This window comes from Streptococcus pseudopneumoniae IS7493 (assembly GCF_000221985.1).
In the GTDB taxonomy this organism is placed as follows: Bacteria; Bacillota; Bacilli; order Lactobacillales; family Streptococcaceae; genus Streptococcus; species Streptococcus pseudopneumoniae.
This window is the reverse complement of sequence record NC_015875.1, coordinates 1435279-1453797: the sequence shown is the minus strand read 5'-3', so window position 1 is coordinate 1453797 and position 18519 is coordinate 1435279. Positions and strand designations below refer to the sequence as shown.

The following is an 18519-nucleotide window of genomic DNA, read 5'->3' as shown; positions in this document are numbered from 1 at the left end:
CTTCAAACCACGTCAGCGTCGCCTTGCCGTATATATGTTACTGACTTCGTCAGTTCTATCTGCAACCTCAAAACAGTGTTTTGAGCAACCTGTGGCTAGCTTCCTAGTTTGCTTTTTGATTTTCATTGAGTATAAGTAGCAAAAAAGTCATCTTCGGATGGCTTTTTGCTACAGTTGAGGGAAAGGGCTTGCAGTTATCGGCTTTTGTGCTATAATTGTTATAATATAGTAAAAAACAAGAGGAGTGTGAGGAAGTGGAAAAGAAAATTGTAAAAGATATTTTGTTTTTATCTCAGGTATCTCAGCCGGCAAGTCAGGAAGACCTTTATCTTGCCAGAGATTTGCAGTATACACTCTTAGCAAATCGTGAGACCTGCATTGGTCTAGCTGCCAATATGATTGGGGTGCAAAAGCGCGTGATTATCTTTAATCTTGGCTTGGTTCCCGTGGTCATGTTTAACCCAGTGCTTCTGTCCTTTGAAGGATCCTATGAGGCAGAAGAAGGCTGTTTGTCCTTGGTAGGTGTGAGATCAACTAAGCGTTATGAAAGCATAACGGTGTCCTATCGAGACATTAAGTGGCAGGAACAGACCATTACCTTGACAGGCTTCCCAGCTCAGATTTGCCAGCATGAGTTGGATCACTTGGAAGGACGAATCATTTAGGAGGAAAGCAAATGAAACGAATAGTCTTTGAACTTATTTTTATCGCAACGACCTGGTATATCTTTTTACCGCCCCTTAACCTGACCAGCTGGGAATTTCTCTTTTTCCTCTGTGGGCATTTGCTGCTTGTAGCAATCTTATTTGGCTTTGGCAAGGGAATCAATCTGGTCAAAACGGTTCATGTGCGCCACGGTAAGGCGGAAGCTGCCTTAAATCTTGAGGGTTTCAAAATCAATCGGTTAGGGAAAATTCTGTTAGCTTTGATTGGAGGAATTCTTCTCTTGGCAGCTTTGGTTTCCTTGGTAACTTCCAGCATGTTTCAGGCTAAAAATTATGCCAATGTAGTCACGGTTACGGAAAAAGACTTTACTGAATTTCCTAAGAGTGACACCAGTAAGGTTCCTATCCTAGATAGAAGTACTGCTGAAAAAATTGGAGACCGCTACTTGGGTTCCCTAACCGATAAGGTGTCGCAATACGTAGCGGCAGATACCTATACCCAATTGACAATTGATGGGAAACCTTATCGGGTCACACCACTAGAATATGCAGACCCTATCAAATGGTTTAACAATCAAGCCAAGGGAATCGGTGAGTATATCAAGGTGGACATGGTAACTGGAAATGCGGATTTGGTGGACTTGAAGACACCAATCAAGTATTCAGACTCGGAGTATTTTAACCGTGATGTCAAACGTCACCTGCGCTTGAAGTACCCGACCAAAATCTTTAAAACTCCATCTTTTGAGGTGGACGATGAGGGCAATCCTTTCTATGTAGCAACGGTTTACCAAAAGCAATTTGGACTTGCGGTTCCTCGTCCTGCTTCAGTCATTATCTTGGATGCTACAAATGGAGAAACCAAGGAATACAGCTTATCAGATGTTCCAGAATGGGTGGATAGGATCTATCCAGCAGAGGAAACCATTGAGCAAATCAACTACAACGGCAAGTACAAGGACGGTTTCTTGAATGCCATGATTTCCAAGAAAAACGTGACCCAGACTACCAATGGCTATAATTACTTGTCTATCGGTAATGACATCTATCTCTACACAGGTGTGACGTCGGCTAATGCGGATGAGAGTAATCTTGGTTTCATCCTTGAAAATATGCGAACAGGAGAAATTACTAAGTATAGCTTGGCTTCTGCGACAGAAGAATCAGCCCGTGAATCAGCAGAAGGTGCTGTTCAGGAGAAATCCTACAAAGCAACCTTCCCAATCCTCATCAACCTCAATGACAAGCCTTTCTACATCATGGGTTTGAAGGACAATGCTGGCTTGGTCAAAGAGTATGCTCTAGTAGACGCAGTCGAGTACCAAAATGTTATCGTAGCTACTACAGTGGAAGAGATGCTCAGCAAGTATGCCAATAAAAACGACCTTGAAATTGACAATGCAACGACAGAAAGCATCAAGGGAGTAGTAGCAGACCTCAAATCAGCTGTTATCAAGGGCGACACCGTCTACTTCTTTAAAGTTGATGGCAAGATTTACAAGGTTAAGGCCTCAGTATCAGATGACCTTCCTTACCTTGAAAATGGTAGAACCTTCGAAGGTCAAGTAGGAAAAGACAGCTATCTCAAGACCTTTAAAGTACAGTAATACTCTGCGAAAATCTCTTCAAACCACGTCAACTTTATCTGCAACCTCAAAGCTGTGCTTTGAGCAACCTGCGGCTAGTTTCCTAGTTTGTTCTTTGATTTTCATTGAGTATAAAAAAGGTTTATTTAAGAAATATATGTTATAATAAAATAAATTAAGACTAATGGAGGACAAAGAAAGGGGTTTTTATTTGATGCTTGCTTCAATGCTACTTGGACTGCTCGCTTTGAAGATAGGTTTTTCTCAGTTCAAGGAGAAAAAAGATAAATTCTTATCTATCTTAACAAGTTTAGCTGGCGCAGCCCTCGTTCTCGTGGCTATCTGGTTAGGATGGCCCAAATAAATAGAGAAGCCTCGGTCAAACCGAGGTTTTTCATACTCTTCGAAAATCTCTTCAAACCGCGTCAGCTTCGCCTTGCCGTACTCAAGTACAGCCTGCGGCTAGCTTCCTAGTTTGCTCTTTGATTTTCATTGAGTATCAGATGAATTTCTTGGTTGTGGCTAAAAAATATGCTACACTATCAATATGAAAATTTTAATCCCTACAGCAAAAGAAATGAACACAGACTTGCCGAGTATCGAGGCAACACCTTTAATACCAGAAAGTCAGGCCGTGCTGGATGCCTTGGCCCTCTATTCTGCTAGTCAATTGGAGAGTTTTTATAAGGTATCAGCCGAGAAGGCTGCGGAAGAATGTCAAAATATCCAAGCTTTGAAAAGGCAAACTGCTCAACACTACCCAGCTCTTAAACTTTTTGATGGGCTTATGTACCGCCATATCAAGCGAGACAAATTGACCGAGGTAGAACAAGCCTATCTTGAAAATCATGTTTTCATTACCTCGGCTTTGTACGGTGTCGTTCCAGTCTTGTCACCTATGGCTCCTCACCGTTTGGATTTTTTGATGAAGTTGAAAGTCGCTGGTAAGACTTTGAAGAGCCATTGGAAGGCAGCCTATGATGAAGCTCTGAAGCAGGAAGAAGTGATTTTCTCTCTCTTGTCATCCGAGTTTGAGACTGTATTTTCTAAGGAAATCAGAGAAAAAATGGTGACCTTCAAATTCATGGAGGATAGAGGCGGTCAGCTGAAAATTCACTCAACCATTTCCAAGAAAGCGCGTGGTGCCTTCCTGACAGCCCTGATAGAAAATCAAGTACAGACGGTGGAGGAAGCTCGTCGCTTAAGCTTTGCAGGATTTACCTACCGAGAAGATCTGTCCCAGCCACAGGAATTGGTTTTTGTTAAGGAAGTATAGAAATCAGATATTTTGTATTTGGCAATATGTATCATCAGCTATTTTAGTTTATAAATGAAAAAAAGCGAACAAGCTAGTCTTCTGAGTGTCAGAAAAGTAGTCTTGTTCGCTTTTATTATATTAGTTACTTGATAGCATTGACCAAGTCTTCCGCTTGTTTTTCAAGTGAGCTTAGGACTGTTTCTTCAAGAACCAATTTTCCGTCTGCCCAAGCAGAGTCATTGACACGTGCAGCAGTGAAATCACCAACGATTTGTGTACGGATAAATGGCAAGAGGTCTTTGTAAATAGCGAAAAGTTGATCGTGACCGGCATTGGCTACAGATGATACGGTGACAAACTTGTCTTGAAGGGCAGAAGCGCCACGTGTATCAGACAAGTCAAGGGCGCGAGATAGCCAGTCAAGCAAGTTTTTTACTGTTCCAGGGATAGAGAAGTTGTAGACTGGAGAGAAGATCCAGATAGCATCCGCAGCGAGAACCGCTTCACGAGCAGTAGCTACAGCTGGATGAGTTGGAACTTCCAAATCTTGGCTGAAGAGAGGAAGGGCTGAATAATCAAGGTAGCTAACTTCCGCTTTACCAGCAAGTGCTTTCTCAGCTTCGAGCGCCATTTGGTGGTTGAAAGAACCTTGGCGTAGTGATCCGACGATAAATAATACTTTTTTAGACATGATGTGTCTCCTTTTTCTTAAATTTACGAGAATTTTCTCGTTGTTATAAAATATATTACAACAAAGCAAAACAACTTGCAAGAAATTTGCTCAGAGTTTATTTGAAAATTGTAAAATTTCGGAAACTCTAGTCATTTGTGACTGAAAAAGTAAGAACTGTTTCACTTTCAAAATCGGTTTTGTTTGAAGGAAGAAATAAAGTGCGATTGTTCTTGCATTCACTTGTAATAAAGCCCAATAGATGGTAAAATAGACGAGTGAAAAAAAGACAAAAAAAAGCAAAAAATAATCTACTGTGGCAGTATGGTCTAGGGATGACGATTTTGTTTGTGGTTATCAGTGCTTCCTTTCTGTATCTAGTGTTTCTGAGTATGAAACCTTATCAAACAGCTAAAAGTGAAGGAGAAAAATTAGCTCAGCAGTATGCAGGATTAGAGCAGGCTGATCAGGTTGACTTATACAATGGCTTGGAATCCTATTATAGCGTTCTTGGCCGTAATAAAAAACAAGAAGCACTTGCTGTCCTGATTGGAAAAGATGACCACAATATTTACGTTTATCAGCTAAATCAAGGTGTTTCACAAGAAAAAGCAGAAGCTGTTTCGAAGGAAAAAGGAGCTGGCGAGATTGACAAGATTACCTTTGGCCGTTATCAAGACAAACCAATCTGGGAAGTCAAGTCAGGCTCTGATTTTTATCTAGTAGATTTTGAAACAGGAGTATTGGTCAATAAGGAGGGCCTATGAAACTATCCAACCGTGTTTTAGAAATGGAAGAAAGTGTGACCTTGGCTGCTGGAGCTCGTGCCAAAGCACTCAAGTCTGAGGGAAGAGATATCCTGTCTCTAACCTTGGGTGAGCCAGATTTCACTACTCCAAAAAATATCCAAGATGCCGCCATTGCATCGATTCGAGATGGGCGTGCTTCTTTTTATACAGTAACCTCAGGCCTGCCAGAGCTCAAGGCAGCGGTCAATACTTACTTTGAACGCTTTTACGGCTATTCTGTAGCGCCAAATCAAGTGACAGTCGCTGCTGGAGCCAAATATTCTCTCTATACCTTCTTTATGGCTGTGGTCAATCCAGGTGATGAAGTTATCATCCCAACCCCCTACTGGGTAAGCTATGGAGACCAGGTCAAGATGGCAGAAGGTGTGCCAGTCTTTGTTCCTGCTAAGGAAGATAATCACTTTAAGGTGACCGTAGAGCAGTTAGAAGCAGCTCGCACAGACAAGACCAAGGTTTTGGTGCTGAATTCGCCATCCAATCCGACAGGTATGATTTACACCCGTGAGGAACTCTTGGCAATCGGAAACTGGGCTGTAGAAAAGGATATTCTCATTCTAGCAGATGATATCTATGGGCGCTTGGTCTATAATGGTCATGAGTTCACACCGATTTCTAGCCTATCTGAGGCAATTCGCAAGCAAACAGTGGTCATCAATGGTGTGTCTAAAATCTATGCCATGACAGGTTGGCGGATTGGCTATGCCGTTGGAGAAGCAAACATTATTGCTGCCATGTCCAAGATTGCAGGTCAAACAACTTCGAATCCGTCAGCAGTAGCCCAGTATGCAGCAGTTGAGGCTCTATCAGGTGAGCAAGATACTGTAGAAAGCATGCGTCAGGCTTTTGAGGAACGTCTCAATACCATCTATCCCCTTCTTGCTGAGGTGCCAGGATTTGAAGTGCTCAAACCGCAAGGAGCTTTCTATCTCTTCCCAAATGTCAAAAAAGCTATGGAGATGAAAGGCTATACAGATGTGACAGATTTTACAACCGCTATCCTAGAGGAAGCCGAAGTGGCCTTGGTAACAGGAGCAGGATTCGGAGCACCAGAAAATGTCCGCCTCAGCTATGCGACAGACCTAGACACGCTTAAAGAAGCAGTTAAACGCTTGAAAGCATTTATGGGTAGTGAGAATGATTGATCATTTTGAGATTAAGGTAAAGGATTTACAAATTTCAGAAGGATTTTATAAGAGTTTTCTCGCTCCTTTGGGCTATAAATTGGCTTTTAAGACTACTTCTCTAATCAGTTTTCTTGCCCCGAACAGCCCTCATCCTGGTGGTGATTTTTGGCTGGCTCAGGGGACACAAGATCCTATTCACTTTGCTTTTTTAGCAGAAAATAAGGAAGAAGTTCAGGCTTGTTATGAGGCTGGTTTAGAGGCAGGTGGGCGAGACAATGGGGCTCCTGATTATCGCAGTGAGCATCCGATTTACTACGCTGCTTTTGTGATTGACCCAGATGGGAACAATATAGAAGTGGTTTGCCATAAAGAATAAAAAAGAAAAAGGAAAAATAATGACAAAACGTGTAACGATTATTGATGTAAAAGACTATGTTGGTCAGGAAGTGACGATTGGCGCTTGGGTTGCCAACAAATCAGGAAAAGGGAAAATTGCCTTCTTGCAATTGCGTGATGGAACAGCCTTCTTCCAAGGTGTGGCTTTTAAACCAAACTTTGTCGAAAAATTTGGTGAAGAAGTAGGACTTGAGAAGTTTGATGTCATCAAACGCTTGAGCCAAGAAACGTCTGTTTATGTGACAGGTATTATCAAAGAGGACGAACGTTCTAAATTTGGCTATGAGTTGGACATCACAGACATCGAAGTGATCGGTGAATCTCAAGACTACCCAATCACACCAAAAGAACACGGTACAGACTTTTTGATGGACAACCGTCACTTGTGGCTCCGTTCTCGTAAGCAGGTGGCCGTGATGCAAATCCGTAACGCTATTATCCATGCAACTTATGAGTTCTTTGACAAGAACGGTTTCATGAAATTTGACAGCCCAATTCTTTCAGGAAATGCGGCAGAAGATTCAACAGAACTCTTTGAAACGGACTACTTCGGAACGCCAGCCTACTTGAGCCAATCAGGTCAGCTTTACCTAGAAGCAGGTGCTATGGCTCTTGGTCGTGTCTTTGACTTTGGTCCAGTTTTCCGTGCTGAAAAATCAAAAACGCGCCGTCACTTGACCGAGTTCTGGATGATGGATGCAGAGTACTCATACTTGACACATGATGAGTCGCTTGACTTGCAAGAAGCTTATGTGAAAGCTCTTCTACAAGGTGTTCTTGACCGTGCGCCTCAAGCCTTGGAAACCTTGGAACGTGATACAGAGCTCTTGAAACGCTACATTGCAGAGCCATTCAAACGTATCACTTACGATCAAGCCATTGACCTCTTGCAAGAACATGAGAATGATGAAGACGCTGACTACGAACATCTTGAGCATGGTGATGACTTTGGTTCACCACATGAAACTTGGATTTCAAACCACTTTGGTGTGCCAACTTTTGTCACGAACTACCCAGCAGCCATCAAGGCCTTCTATATGAAACCAGTTCCTGGAAATCCAGAGCGCGTGCTTTGTGCAGACTTGCTTGCTCCAGAAGGCTATGGAGAAATTATCGGTGGGTCTATGCGTGAGGAAGACTACGATGCCCTTGTCGCTAAGATGGATGAACTTGGCATGGATCGTACAGAGTATGAATTCTACCTTGACCTTCGTAAATACGGTACAGTTCCACACGGTGGATTTGGTATCGGTATCGAGCGTATGGTAACCTTCGCAGCAGGAACAAAACATATCCGTGAAGCCATTCCATTCCCACGTATGTTGCACCGTATTAAACCGTAAGAATAGGAAAACGCCCATGTGGCGTTTTTTCGCATATCAGAGTTTTTACTTGCGTAAAAAAATTTTTTCTAGTATAATAGTTTATTGTGAGCGAACCTCACTTACCCCTTGCAAAGTCTTGGGGTCATTAGACCAAAAGGAGGAACATATCAATGGCTAAATACGAAATTCTTTATATCATTCGTCCAAACATTGAAGAAGAAGCTAAAAACGCTTTGGTAGCACGTTTTGACTCTATTTTGACTGACAACGGTGCAACTGTTGTTGAATCAAAATCTTGGGAAAAACGCCGTCTTGCATACGAAATCAAAGATTTCCGTGAAGGACTTTACCACATCGTTAACGTTGAAGCAAACGACGATGCAGCTCTTAAAGAGTTTGACCGTCTTTCAAAAATTAACGCTGACATTCTTCGTCACATGATCGTCAAAATTGACGCGTAAGAAGGTAAACTATGATTAACAATGTTGTACTTGTAGGGCGCATGACACGTGACGCTGAGTTGCGTTATACCCCATCAAATGTAGCAGTTGCGACTTTTACTCTTGCAGTAAACCGTACATTTAAGAGTCAAAATGGCGAACGTGAGGCTGATTTTATCAATGTCGTTATGTGGCGTCAACAGGCTGAGAACCTTGCTAATTGGGCTAAAAAAGGCTCACTTATCGGGGTGACAGGCCGTATCCAGACTCGTAGTTACGATAACCAGCAAGGACAACGTATCTACGTGACAGAGGTCGTGGCTGAGAATTTCCAAATGTTAGAAAGCCGTAGTGTGCGTGAAGGTCATACAGGTGGAGCTTACTCTGCACCAACTGCAAACTATTCAGCGCCTACAAATTCAGTACCAGACTTTTCACGTGATGAAAATCCATTTGGAACAACAAATCCATTGGATATTTCAGATGATGATTTACCATTCTAATGGACAACTAAAATTATAAAGGAGAAAAAACATGGCTCAACAACGTCGTGGCGGATTCAAACGCCGTAAAAAAGTTGATTACATCGCAGCAAACAAAATTGAATATGTTGATTACAAAGATACTGAGCTTCTTAGCCGTTTCGTTTCAGAACGTGGGAAAATCCTTCCTCGTCGTGTAACAGGAACTTCAGCTAAAAACCAACGTAAAGTAACAACAGCTATCAAACGCGCTCGCGTAATGGCTTTGATGCCTTTCGTAAACGAAGATTAAAGAAAAGACCCGGTTGGGTCTTTTTTTCAGGTCCAGTGGACCTCTTTTTCATGAGCTTGAAAACAAGAAAGCGAATTAAGACCCCGACGGGTCTTTTTTTCACGAGCCTTGAAATGAGAGAGCGAGTTGAGGTCAGGGGGACCTCTTTTTCATGAGCTTGGAAACAAGAATGCGAATTAAGACCCCAACGGATCTTTTTTTCACGAGATAGTTTTTTTCTGACCTTGGCGTGCTATAATGGTAATAGAAAGAGTAAAGGTGGGTAAGTCAAAGATGAATTGTACGATTAGAAATATGATTAAGTCTGATATTGAATCCTTATCTCATGGCTTTATGAATCAAGGTTGGCCTGGTAGAGAGGAAATTTTGGCTAGATATTTTCTGGAACAGGAAAGTGGGGAGAGAGAAGTCTTAGTTGCAGAGATTGATGGTGCTGTAGCGGGCTACGTTACCATTTTGCCCTCTGCTAAACATGGTCCTTTTGCAGAAGTCTATCCAGAATTATCAGATTTTAATGTGTTTGAGCCTTTTAGAAATCAAGGGATTGGGAATCAATTGCTAGAAGAAGCAGAAAAACGAGTCAAGTTTGTTTCGAGTAAGGTCACTCTTGGTGTAGGTTTGCACTTAGGCTATGGCCCTGCCCAGAGATTGTATATCAGACGGGGCTACATTCCAGATGGGACAGGTGTCTGGTATCGAAATCAACCCTTGGAAATGAATGCAACTAGCCAAAATAATGATGATTTGGTTTTGTATCTAGTAAAAGAATTCGGATAAGAGACAAGGATTTTATTGGGGATGTGGGATTTCTCTACTTTATGGTATAATGGAAAGAGTTAGATTGAAAGAGGTAGTGAGATGGATGCCAAATTAAGATATAAGGCAAAGAAGATCAAGATTGTCTTTTTTGATATTGATGATACATTGCGGAATTCCAAGACAGGTTTTATTCCGGCTTCAATCCCAGCTGTTTTTAAGCAATTACGTGAGAAAGGAATTTTGACAGGTATTGCTTCTGGACGAGGGATTTTTGGTGTCGTGTCAGAAATTCGTGAACTGAATCCTGACTTTTTTGTGACCTTAAATGGGGCTTATATCGAAGATAAAAAAGGTCAGGTTATTTATCAACATCAGATTGAGAAGTCAGATGTTGAGGAGTATATCTCTTGGGCTAAGCAAGAGGGAATTGAGTATGGTTTGGTTGGGAGTCATGATGCCAAGTTGTCTATTCGTACAGATATGATTAGTGAGGCTATCAATCCAATTTATCCTGATTTAGATGTGGATCCAGATTTCCATGAGAAAGAAGACATCTATCAGATGTGGACTTTTGAAGATAAGGGAGATGACTTACACTTACCTGACAGTCTCTCAGATAAACTTCGCATGGTTCGTTGGCACCAACATTCGTCTGATATTGTTCCGATTTCAGGCTCCAAAGCGACGGGGGTGGAAAAGGTTGTGGAACACCTTGGCTTGAAACCAGACAACGTTATGGTTTTTGGAGATGGGCTGAATGACTTGGAACTCTTTGATTATGTTGGAATCAGCGTTGCAATGGGAATTTCTCATGATAAGATCAAAGAAAAAGCAGATTATATTACAAAAACACTAGAAGAAGATGGCATTTTTGATGCCTTAGAAGGATTTGGTATGGTAGAAAAAGAATTGCATTTCCCACAAGTAGACATTGAAACAGTAGAAGGTCCTATCGCGACTATTAAGACCAATCACGGAGACTTGCGTATTAAACTTTTCCCTGAACATGCTCCTAAAACAGTAGCTAACTTTGTAGCTCTTGCAAAAGATGGTTACTATGATGGTGTCATTTTCCACCGTATTATCAAGGACTTTATGATCCAAGGTGGAGACCCAACTGGAACTGGTATGGGTGGCGAGTCCATCTACGGCGAATCTTTTGAGGATGAATTCTCAGAAGAACTTTACAATATCCGTGGTGCCCTTTCTATGGCCAATGCTGGTCCAAATACCAACGGCAGCCAGTTCTTTATCGTCCAAAACCAACACCTGCCTTATTCTAAGAAAGAAATTGCTCGTGGTGGTTGGCCAGAACCGATTGCGGAAATTTATGCCAACCAAGGTGGGACACCTCACCTAGACCGTCGTCACACGGTTTTTGGTCAGCTAGCTGATGAAGCTTCTTACGCTGTCTTGGATGCCATTGCTTCTGTTGAGACAGGGGCTATGGACAAGCCAGTTGAAGATGTTGTGATTGAAACAATTGAAATTGAGGACTAAGATGAAAATCGGTGATAAGCTAAAGGGTCGTATTACAGGGATTCAGCCCTACGGTGCCTTTGTTGAGCTAGAGACAGGTGATACGGGGCTGATTCATATTTCAGAGATTCGGACAGGCTTTATTGAAAATATCCATGAAGCCTTGAAAGTTGATGAAGAGGTTCAAGTTCAAGTAGTGGATTTAGATGAATTTACAGGGAAAGCAAGTCTTTCTATCCGCACTTTGGAGGAAGAAAAGCACCAGTTTCCGAGACGGAGACGCTTTTCAAGCGACCGTTTTAACTACGGCTTTGCGCCTCTTAAACGAATGATGCCAATTTGGACTAGAGAAGCCTTGCACTATTTAAAAAAGAAGAAGTAGTTTAGAATTTTATATTTTTTGTAATGTTAATATGAATCTGCTATAATAGAACCATGGAAGAAGAACAATTATTAAAATCAGGGGAGCGCATTAACCAGCTCTTCTCAACAGATATCAAAATTATTCAAAATAGAGAGGTTTTTAGCTATTCGGTGGATAGTGTTCTCTTGTCACGCTTTCCACGTTTTCCTAAAAAGGGCTTGATAGTGGATTTCTGCGCTGGGAATGGAGCAGTGGGGCTATTTGCTAGCACTCGTACTCAGGCACAGATTTTGGCTGTTGAGATTCAGGAGCGTTTGGCGGATATGGCTGAGCGCTCTGTCCGTTTGAATGGTTTGGAAGAGCAGATGGAGGTCATCTGTGATGATTTGAAAAATATGCCTGCTTATATCCAGGGAAGTAAGGTGGATATGATTTTGTGTAATCCGCCCTATTTCAAGGTGGATCCTCATTCAAACCTGAACGAGAGTGAACATTATCTCTTGGCGCGACATGAAATCACGACCAATTTGCAGGAAATCTGTCGTAGTGCCCAGAGTATTCTCAAATCTAATGGGCGTTTGGCCATGGTTCATCGTCCTGATCGACTTCTGGATATTTTGGATACGTTACAACGGCATAATCTAGCCCCTAAGCGTCTGCAATTTGTCTATCCAAAAAAGGAAAAGGAAGCCAATATGCTCTTGATTGAAGCTATCAAGGATGGTTCAACAAGTGGCTTTAAGGTCTTACCACCTCTCATTGTTCACAATGATGATGGCTCTTATACGCCGGAACTCGAAGAGATTTATTATGGATTATAAGGCTTATATGTATGTGCTGGAGTGCCGTGACGGATCCTACTATACAGGCTATACGACTTATGTGAAGAGACGCCTCGCTGTCCATAATAGTGGGAAGGGAGCCAAATACACACGAGCACGCTTGCCAGTCAAACTCATCTATGCTCAAGGTTTTGCCAGTAAGGAAGAAGCCATGTCGGCAGAAGCCCTTCTCAAGCGTAAGAAACGACCACAGAAGGAGCAATTTTTATCTGAAAATCAAGATAGAAATTTAGTCAGTTATTTTGAAGAATTGTGAGGAGCCCTTTGACTCCTCTTACTTTTGTCAAAAAGCGAAAAAAATGCTACAATAAAGAGAATAAACAAAATGAGGTATTATCATGTCTAAGATTCTAGTATTTGGTCACCAAAATCCAGACACAGATGCCATTGGGTCATCTGTAGCCTTTGCCTACCTTGCAAAAGAAGCTTACGGTTTGGATACGGAAGCTGTTGCTCTTGGAACTCCAAATGAAGAAACAGCCTTTGTCTTGAACTATTTTGGTGTGGAAGCACCGCGTGTCATCACTTCTGCCAAAGCAGAAGGTGCAGAGCAAGTTATCTTGACTGACCACAATGAATTCCAACAATCTGTATCAGATATCGCTGAAGTAGAAGTTTATGGTGTGGTGGACCACCACCGTGTGGCTAATTTTGAAACTGCAAGCCCACTTTACATGCGTTTGGAGCCAGTTGGTTCAGCGTCTTCAATCGTTTATCGTATGTTCAAAGAACATGGTGTAGCTGTTCCTAAAGAGATTGCTGGTTTGATGCTTTCAGGTTTGATTTCAGATACTCTTCTTTTGAAATCACCAACCACACACCCAACAGATAAGGCTATTGCTCCTGAATTGGCTGAATTGGCTGGTGTAAACTTGGAGGAATATGGTTTAGCTATGTTGAAAGCTGGTACAAACTTGGCTAGCAAATCTGCTGACGAATTGATTGACATCGATGCTAAAACTTTTGAATTGAACGGAAATAATGTCCGTGTTGCCCAAGTGAACACAGTTGACATCGCTGAAGTCTTGGAACGTCAAGCAGAAATTGAAGCTGCAATGCAAGCTGCTAACGAAGCAAACGGCTACTCTGACTTTGTCTTGATGATTACAGATATCGTCAACTCAAACTCAGAAATCTTGGCTCTTGGTGCCAATATTGGCAAGGTCGAAGCGGCTTTCAACTTCAAACTTGAAAACAATCATGCCTTCCTTGCTGGTGCCGTTTCACGTAAGAAACAAGTGGTACCTCAATTGACTGAAAGCTTTAATGCTTAAGATTTTGGGTGTCAGTTCAAAATCGGAAAGTCTAGTTTGCCTTATATCGAAAGGAGTTTCGGCTCCTTTTTTCTAGGAGTGAAGCATGTTAGAAAATGGCGATTTGATTTTTGTGAGAGATGAGTCAGATATGGGACAGGCCATCCAGACTTCCACAGGCAACTATAACCATGTTGCCATTTATTTGGATGGGATGATTTACCATGCTAGTGGAAAGGTGGGTGTTATCTGTCAGGAACCAGCAGACTTCTTTGAGTCCAATCATTTATACGACCTCTATGTTTACCCAGAAATGGATATCCAGTCGGCGAAGGAAAAAGCTTGCAAACATCTAGGGGCACCCTACAATGCTTCTTTCTATCCAGATGGGCATGGTTTTTACTGTTCCCAGTACATGGCAGAAATCCTACCGATTTTTGAGACCATACCTATGAAATTTGGGAATGGGGACCAGGAGATTAGTGATTTTTGGAGAGAATATTATAGGAAACTCGAACTTCCTGTGCCTCTTAACCAAGCTGGAACCAATCCCAGTCAGTTGGCAGCATCGCCTCTGTTAGAATGTAAAGAAAGGAATCTTCATGATTCAGATTTTTAATCCATCTCGTTTGACGAGACAGCCATTTTTGGAGAATTGATCCACTATCTGGACCAGTATGAGGATGTGATTCTACGGGAAATTAAGGCTCAATTTCCAGATATTGCAGTTGATAAACTCATGGAAGAGTATATAAAGGCAGGCTTGATTCTACGTGAAAATAAGCGCTATTACCTCAATTTTCCTATGCTTGAATCACTTGATAGTCTCGAACTGGATCAAGAGATTTTTGTCAGAGAAGCTAGTCCGGTCTATCAAGCCTTGTTGGAGCAGCGTTTTGAGACGGAATTATGCAATCAAACCAATGCAGCTATTTTAGTTGAAAAGACGGACTTTGCAAGATCAAAAATGACCCTGTCCAATTATTTCTACAAGGTCAAACATCAGTATCCTTTGACAGAAAAACAGCAGGAACTCTATGACATTTTAGGAGATGTTAATCCTGAGTATGCCCTCAAATACATGACAACTTTTTTGCTAAAATTTCTCAAAAAAGATCAACTGATGCAGAAACGCCGTGATATCTTTGTGGACAGTTTAGTTGTCCTGGGTTATATAGTCCAAAATGAAGATGGAAAGTATGAGTTGGCTGTCGATTTTGACAAGGAGAGATTAACTTTCTATTTAGTGTGATTGCTTTTTCTGAGCACATTGTTTGACTTTATCTATCGATAAGTTTATACTAATGTAACCGATAACACATATCGGAATAAAACTAAAGGAGACAATCATATGTCACTTGAAAACAAATTGGAACAAGCAACAGGCGCTGTCAAAGAAGGTTTTGGTAAAGTTACTGGAGACAGCAAGACAGAACTTGAAGGAGCTGTTGAAAAAACAGTTGCTAAGGCAAAAGAAGTAGTTGAAGATGCTAAAGGTGCTGTAGAAGGTGCCGTTGAAGGTTTGAAAAACGTTTTTACTAAAGAATAGGAAAAAATCAAGGGTTTCATTTTCCCTTGATTTTTTTACAATCCTTATAAATAATTTTCTGCTACGACTGCATCTCCTGGATAAGCTTCTTTCTTGCCCTGGACGATTTGGTAGCAATCGGCTCCCTTACCAGCAATAATAACTGCATCTAATTCGTGATTTGTGATGGCCATTGCCGCTTTGATGGCTTCTTGGCGATCCGCAATCTTTTCAACAGGATGATTGATATAGCTACTAATTTCATCTGCAATGGCCATTGGGTCTTCATAATTGGGGTCATCAGCAGTCAAAAAGACTTGAATCTCAGGATGTTGATTGAGGAGAAGGCCAAAGTCCTTACGACGACTTTCTCCCTTATTTCCTGTCGAACCTAAGACCAGAGCAATCTTTCCAGTTTGATGAGTTTCTACCACATTGATGAGTTTTTTGAGACTGTCACCGTTGTGGGCGTAGTCGATGAAGACCTTGGCTCCATTTTTCTGAGTGAGGACTTCCATACGGCCGGGAACGCGGGTTGCAGCGATTCCTTTTTTGATGTCCTCAAGACTTGCTCCGAGACGAAGACAAGCAAGCCCAGCAGCAACGGCATTTTCTTGGTTGAAGTGACCAATCAGTTGGATATCATAATCACCAGCCAGTTTCCCACTAGCTGAAAAGCTAAAGGCTTTGGAATTCTCGATTTGATTATTTGATTGGCTACCATAGAAATCATGGTCTTGATCTGCCACTTGTTCTTTCAAGACAGAAAAGTGATCCATGTCACTATTAATGATGACTGCTCGGCTATTTTCCATCAAGAGACGTTTGTGGTAGAAGTAGTCTTCAAAGCTAGGGTGTTCAATCGGGCCGATATGGTCTGGGCTGATATTGAGGAAAACTCCCACATCAAAGGTTAGACCATAGACACGTTTGACCAGATAGGCTTGACTGGAGACTTCCATGATGAGGTGGGTACGGTCATTTTGCACAGCTTGATGCATCATATCAAAGAGGTAGATGCTCTCAGGGGTTGTCAATGCAGACTTAAAGAAAGTCTTACCATCTAGAGTTGTATTCATGGTTGAGAGCATAGCAGGTCGATGCCCTTGAGATAAGATGTTATAGGCGAAATAGGCTGCTGTTGTCTTACCCTTAGTACCAGTAAAGGCAAGGAGTTTGAGTTTTTTCTGTGGATTGCCATAAAACTCCATGGCAATCAAACTCATGGCTTTCTTGATATCGCTGACGATAATGGCAGGAATACCAACCTCATAGTCCTTTTCAGCCACATACCAATCGAGACCTTGAGAGATAGCTGAAAGCAGAAATTCCTTCTTAAAGGCAGCACCCTTGACGAAAAAGAGGCTCTTTTCTTTAGCCTTGCGACTGTCATAGCAGATGGTGTCAAATACGACATGGCTGTAGTTGTAGTGATAGTGTTCTTGGTCGATAATCTCACGGAAGAGACCATCTTTCTTTAATATATCTAATACGGTTTCAATCTTAATCATACTTTCTATTGTAAACCGAAAGTCGCAAATTTACAAGTAACAAGGAAAAGTTTATAATGGAAGATAAGGAGTTTTTCCTAGTTATCAAAATTGAATGAGGAATCTATGTCGCACGAAAACAATCACCAGCAGGCCCAGATGTTACGGGGGACTGCTTGGTTAACGGCTAGTAACTTTATCAGTCGCCTGCTTGGGGCCATCTATATTATCCCTTGGTATATCTGGATGGGGTCTTATGCGGCTACAGCAAATGGACTCTTTACCATGGGATACAATATCTATGCCTGGTTCTTGCTGGTTTCAACAGCAGGGATTCCAGTTGCGGTGGCCAAGCAAGTTGCCAAGTATAATACCATGCGAGAAGAGGAGCATAGCTTTGCCCTGATTCGGAGCTTTTTAGGCTTTATGACGGGACTTGGCCTGGTTTTTGCTTTAGTCTTGTATCTCTTTGCTCCTTGGCTAGCAGACTTGTCTGGCGTGGGCAAAGACTTGATCCCAATCATGCAAAGCTTGGGTTGGGGAGTCTTGATTTTCCCATCTATGAGTGTTATCCGAGGATTTTTCCAAGGGATGAATAATCTCAAACCTTATGCCATGAGTCAAATTGCTGAGCAGGTCATTCGTGTTATCTGGATGCTTCTAGCAACCTTTATCATTATGAAGCTCGGTTCAGGAGATTACCTAGTAGCGGTTACCCAATCCACCTTTGCTGCCTTTGTCGGTATGGTAGCCAGTTTTGCAGTCTTGATCTATTTCCTTGCCAAAGAAGGTTTACTCAAAAGAGTCCTTGAAACAGGAGATAAGATAAATAGCAAGCGTCTTTTGGTCGATACCATTAAGGAAGCCATTCCTTTTATCCTGACAGGGTCTGCCATCCAGCTTTTCCAGATTTTGGATCAGCTGACCTTTATCAATAGTATGAGCTGGTTTACCAACTACAGCAACGAGGACTTGGTTGTCATGTTTTCTTATTTCTCAGCCAATCCTAATAAAATCACGATGATTTTGATTTCTGTTGGGGTTTCGATTGGGAGTGTAGGCTTGCCACTTTTGACGGAGAACTATGTTAAGGGGGACTTGAAGGCAGCTTCTCGTCTCGTTCAGGACAGCATTACCATGCTTTTTGTATTCCTGCTACCAGCAACGGTTGGAGTGGTCATGGTAGGAGAACCTCTTTATACGGTCTTCTATGGTAAGCCAGATAGTTTGTCCATGGGCTTATTTGTCTTTGCAGTTTTGCAGTCTATTATTTTAGGCTTGTACATGGTCTTGTCCCCCATGCTTCAAGCCATGTTCCGCAACCGCAAGGCCGTTCTCTATTTTATCTATGGTTCTATTGCCAAGCTGGTCTTGCAACTGCCTACCATCGCCCTTTTCCACAGTTATGGTCCCTTGATTTCAACAACCATCGCTCTTATCATTCCTAACGTCTTGATGTATCGGGATATTTGTAAAGTAACGGGTGTTAAGCGCAAGGTGATTGTGAAGCGAATCATTTTAATCAGTTTGCTGACCCTAGTCATGTTTCTGTTAATAGGAACCATCCAGTGGCTGTTAGGATTTGTTTTCCAACCAAGTGGACGTTTGTGGAGCTTCTTTTATGTAGCTCTTGTCGGTGCCATGGGGGGTGGACTCTACGGATTCATGAGTCTCTATACTCGTCTCTTAGATAAGGTTATTGGACAGGCCAAAGCTGCCCAGTTGCGAGCAAAATTTAAGTTTTCTTAAGATAGCAT

The 18519-nt window shown here is 41.9% G+C and carries 22 protein-coding genes and 1 pseudogene; 21 read left to right on the top strand and 2 right to left on the bottom strand.

All coding sequences use genetic code 11. From position 1 onward, the window contains the following. The first annotated feature begins 254 nt into the window (after positions 1-254). From SPPN_RS07490 to yaaA, 4 genes are all read left to right on the top strand, one after another. Positions 255-665 (top strand): peptide deformylase, encoded by a 411-nt coding sequence (locus SPPN_RS07490; protein WP_000412232.1) that lies wholly within the window; start codon positions 255-257, stop codon positions 663-665. A gap of 11 nt (positions 666-676) precedes the next feature. Continuing rightward, complete coding sequence (locus SPPN_RS07485; protein ID WP_000822846.1) at positions 677-2272, top strand: hypothetical protein; 1596 nt, start codon at positions 677-679, stop codon at positions 2270-2272. A gap of 163 nt (positions 2273-2435) precedes the next feature. After that, on the top strand, positions 2436-2615 hold the full coding sequence (locus tag SPPN_RS07480) for a YczI family protein (RefSeq protein WP_044012198.1): 180 nt from the start codon (positions 2436-2438) through the stop codon (positions 2613-2615). A 183-nt stretch (positions 2616-2798) separates the two neighbouring features. Then, positions 2799-3527, top strand: coding sequence for a peroxide stress protein YaaA (yaaA, locus tag SPPN_RS07475; RefSeq protein ID WP_014017306.1), 729 nt, complete (start codon positions 2799-2801; stop codon positions 3525-3527). A gap of 124 nt (positions 3528-3651) precedes the next feature. Here yaaA and SPPN_RS07470 read toward each other — a convergent pair whose 3' ends face one another. Next, positions 3652-4200, bottom strand: coding sequence for an NADPH-dependent FMN reductase (locus SPPN_RS07470; RefSeq protein ID WP_000039624.1), 549 nt, complete (start codon positions 4198-4200; stop codon positions 3652-3654). 257 nt (positions 4201-4457) lie between these two features. On the opposite strand from SPPN_RS07470, the gene SPPN_RS07460 reads away from it, so the two are divergent. The 16 genes and pseudogenes from SPPN_RS07460 to SPPN_RS07385 all read left to right on the top strand — a co-directional run bounded on the left by SPPN_RS07460 (position 4458) and on the right by SPPN_RS07385 (position 15293). After that, entirely contained in the window at positions 4458-4946 is a 489-nt protein-coding gene (locus SPPN_RS07460) for a cell wall elongation regulator TseB-like domain-containing protein (protein ID WP_000747177.1), read from the top strand. Beyond that, on the top strand, positions 4943-6130 hold the full coding sequence (locus SPPN_RS07455; protein WP_000777796.1) for a pyridoxal phosphate-dependent aminotransferase: 1188 nt from the start codon (positions 4943-4945) through the stop codon (positions 6128-6130). Before SPPN_RS07460 ends, SPPN_RS07455 begins: the two co-directional genes overlap by 4 nt. Further along, positions 6123-6488, top strand: coding sequence for a VOC family protein (locus tag SPPN_RS07450; protein WP_000565215.1), 366 nt, complete (start codon positions 6123-6125; stop codon positions 6486-6488). The genes SPPN_RS07455 and SPPN_RS07450 overlap by 8 nt, the downstream gene beginning before the upstream one ends. Before the next feature lie 19 nt (positions 6489-6507). Continuing rightward, the gene (asnS, locus tag SPPN_RS07445; protein ID WP_000167144.1) at positions 6508-7851 is read left to right on the top strand and encodes an asparagine--tRNA ligase; all 1344 of its coding nucleotides are present in this window, start codon (positions 6508-6510) and stop codon (positions 7849-7851) included. A 152-nt stretch (positions 7852-8003) separates the two neighbouring features. Continuing rightward, positions 8004-8294 carry a 30S ribosomal protein S6 gene (gene rpsF / locus SPPN_RS07440; protein ID WP_001151777.1) on the top strand — a complete coding sequence of 97 codons (291 nt, stop codon included), beginning with the start codon at positions 8004-8006 and terminating at the stop codon, positions 8292-8294. An 11-nt stretch (positions 8295-8305) separates the two neighbouring features. Further along, on the top strand, positions 8306-8776 hold the full coding sequence (gene ssbA / locus SPPN_RS07435; RefSeq protein ID WP_000609599.1) for a single-stranded DNA-binding protein SsbA: 471 nt from the start codon (positions 8306-8308) through the stop codon (positions 8774-8776). Between the two features lie 31 nt (positions 8777-8807). After that, positions 8808-9047 carry a 30S ribosomal protein S18 gene (gene rpsR, locus SPPN_RS07430; protein ID WP_000068664.1) on the top strand — a complete coding sequence of 80 codons (240 nt, stop codon included), beginning with the start codon at positions 8808-8810 and terminating at the stop codon, positions 9045-9047. Between the two features lie 273 nt (positions 9048-9320). Then, positions 9321-9824, top strand: coding sequence for a GNAT family N-acetyltransferase (locus SPPN_RS07425; protein WP_004244450.1), 504 nt, complete (start codon positions 9321-9323; stop codon positions 9822-9824). Between the two features lie 81 nt (positions 9825-9905). Further along, positions 9906-11306 (top strand): bifunctional Cof-type HAD-IIB family hydrolase/peptidylprolyl isomerase, encoded by a 1401-nt coding sequence (locus tag SPPN_RS07420; RefSeq protein WP_000339001.1) that lies wholly within the window; start codon positions 9906-9908, stop codon positions 11304-11306. 1 nt (position 11307) lies between these two features. Then, positions 11308-11667, top strand: coding sequence for a S1 RNA-binding domain-containing protein (locus tag SPPN_RS07415; RefSeq protein ID WP_000689593.1), 360 nt, complete (start codon positions 11308-11310; stop codon positions 11665-11667). A gap of 53 nt (positions 11668-11720) precedes the next feature. Then, entirely contained in the window at positions 11721-12470 is a 750-nt protein-coding gene (locus SPPN_RS07410; RefSeq protein ID WP_000390770.1) for a tRNA1(Val) (adenine(37)-N6)-methyltransferase, read from the top strand. Beyond that, complete coding sequence (locus SPPN_RS07405) at positions 12460-12747, top strand: GIY-YIG nuclease family protein (protein WP_000384642.1); 288 nt, start codon at positions 12460-12462, stop codon at positions 12745-12747. The genes SPPN_RS07410 and SPPN_RS07405 overlap by 11 nt, the downstream gene beginning before the upstream one ends. An 82-nt stretch (positions 12748-12829) precedes the next feature. Further along, entirely contained in the window at positions 12830-13765 is a 936-nt protein-coding gene (locus SPPN_RS07400) for a manganese-dependent inorganic pyrophosphatase (RefSeq protein WP_000036065.1), read from the top strand. A gap of 85 nt (positions 13766-13850) precedes the next feature. Next, positions 13851-14363 carry a YiiX/YebB-like N1pC/P60 family cysteine hydrolase gene (locus tag SPPN_RS07395; RefSeq protein ID WP_000892241.1) on the top strand — a complete coding sequence of 171 codons (513 nt, stop codon included), beginning with the start codon at positions 13851-13853 and terminating at the stop codon, positions 14361-14363. Further along, positions 14347-14996, top strand: a pseudogene (locus SPPN_RS07390) (DUF1803 domain-containing protein). The gene SPPN_RS07395 and the pseudogene SPPN_RS07390 overlap by 17 nt, the downstream one beginning before the upstream one ends. A 99-nt stretch (positions 14997-15095) precedes the next feature. Further along, positions 15096-15293, top strand: a complete 198-nt coding sequence (locus SPPN_RS07385) for a CsbD family protein (protein WP_000051199.1) — start codon at positions 15096-15098, stop codon at positions 15291-15293. Positions 15294-15337: 44 nt separating this feature from the next. Here the strand turns inward: SPPN_RS07385 and SPPN_RS07380 are convergent, their stop codons facing one another. Next, the gene (locus SPPN_RS07380; protein WP_000590270.1) at positions 15338-16783 is read right to left on the bottom strand and encodes a UDP-N-acetylmuramoyl-L-alanyl-D-glutamate--L-lysine ligase; all 1446 of its coding nucleotides are present in this window, start codon (positions 16781-16783) and stop codon (positions 15338-15340) included. A gap of 105 nt (positions 16784-16888) precedes the next feature. On the opposite strand from SPPN_RS07380, the gene SPPN_RS07375 reads away from it, so the two are divergent. Further along, positions 16889-18511, top strand: a complete 1623-nt coding sequence (locus tag SPPN_RS07375) for a putative polysaccharide biosynthesis protein (protein ID WP_000017788.1) — start codon at positions 16889-16891, stop codon at positions 18509-18511. Positions 18512-18519 lie beyond the last annotated feature (8 nt).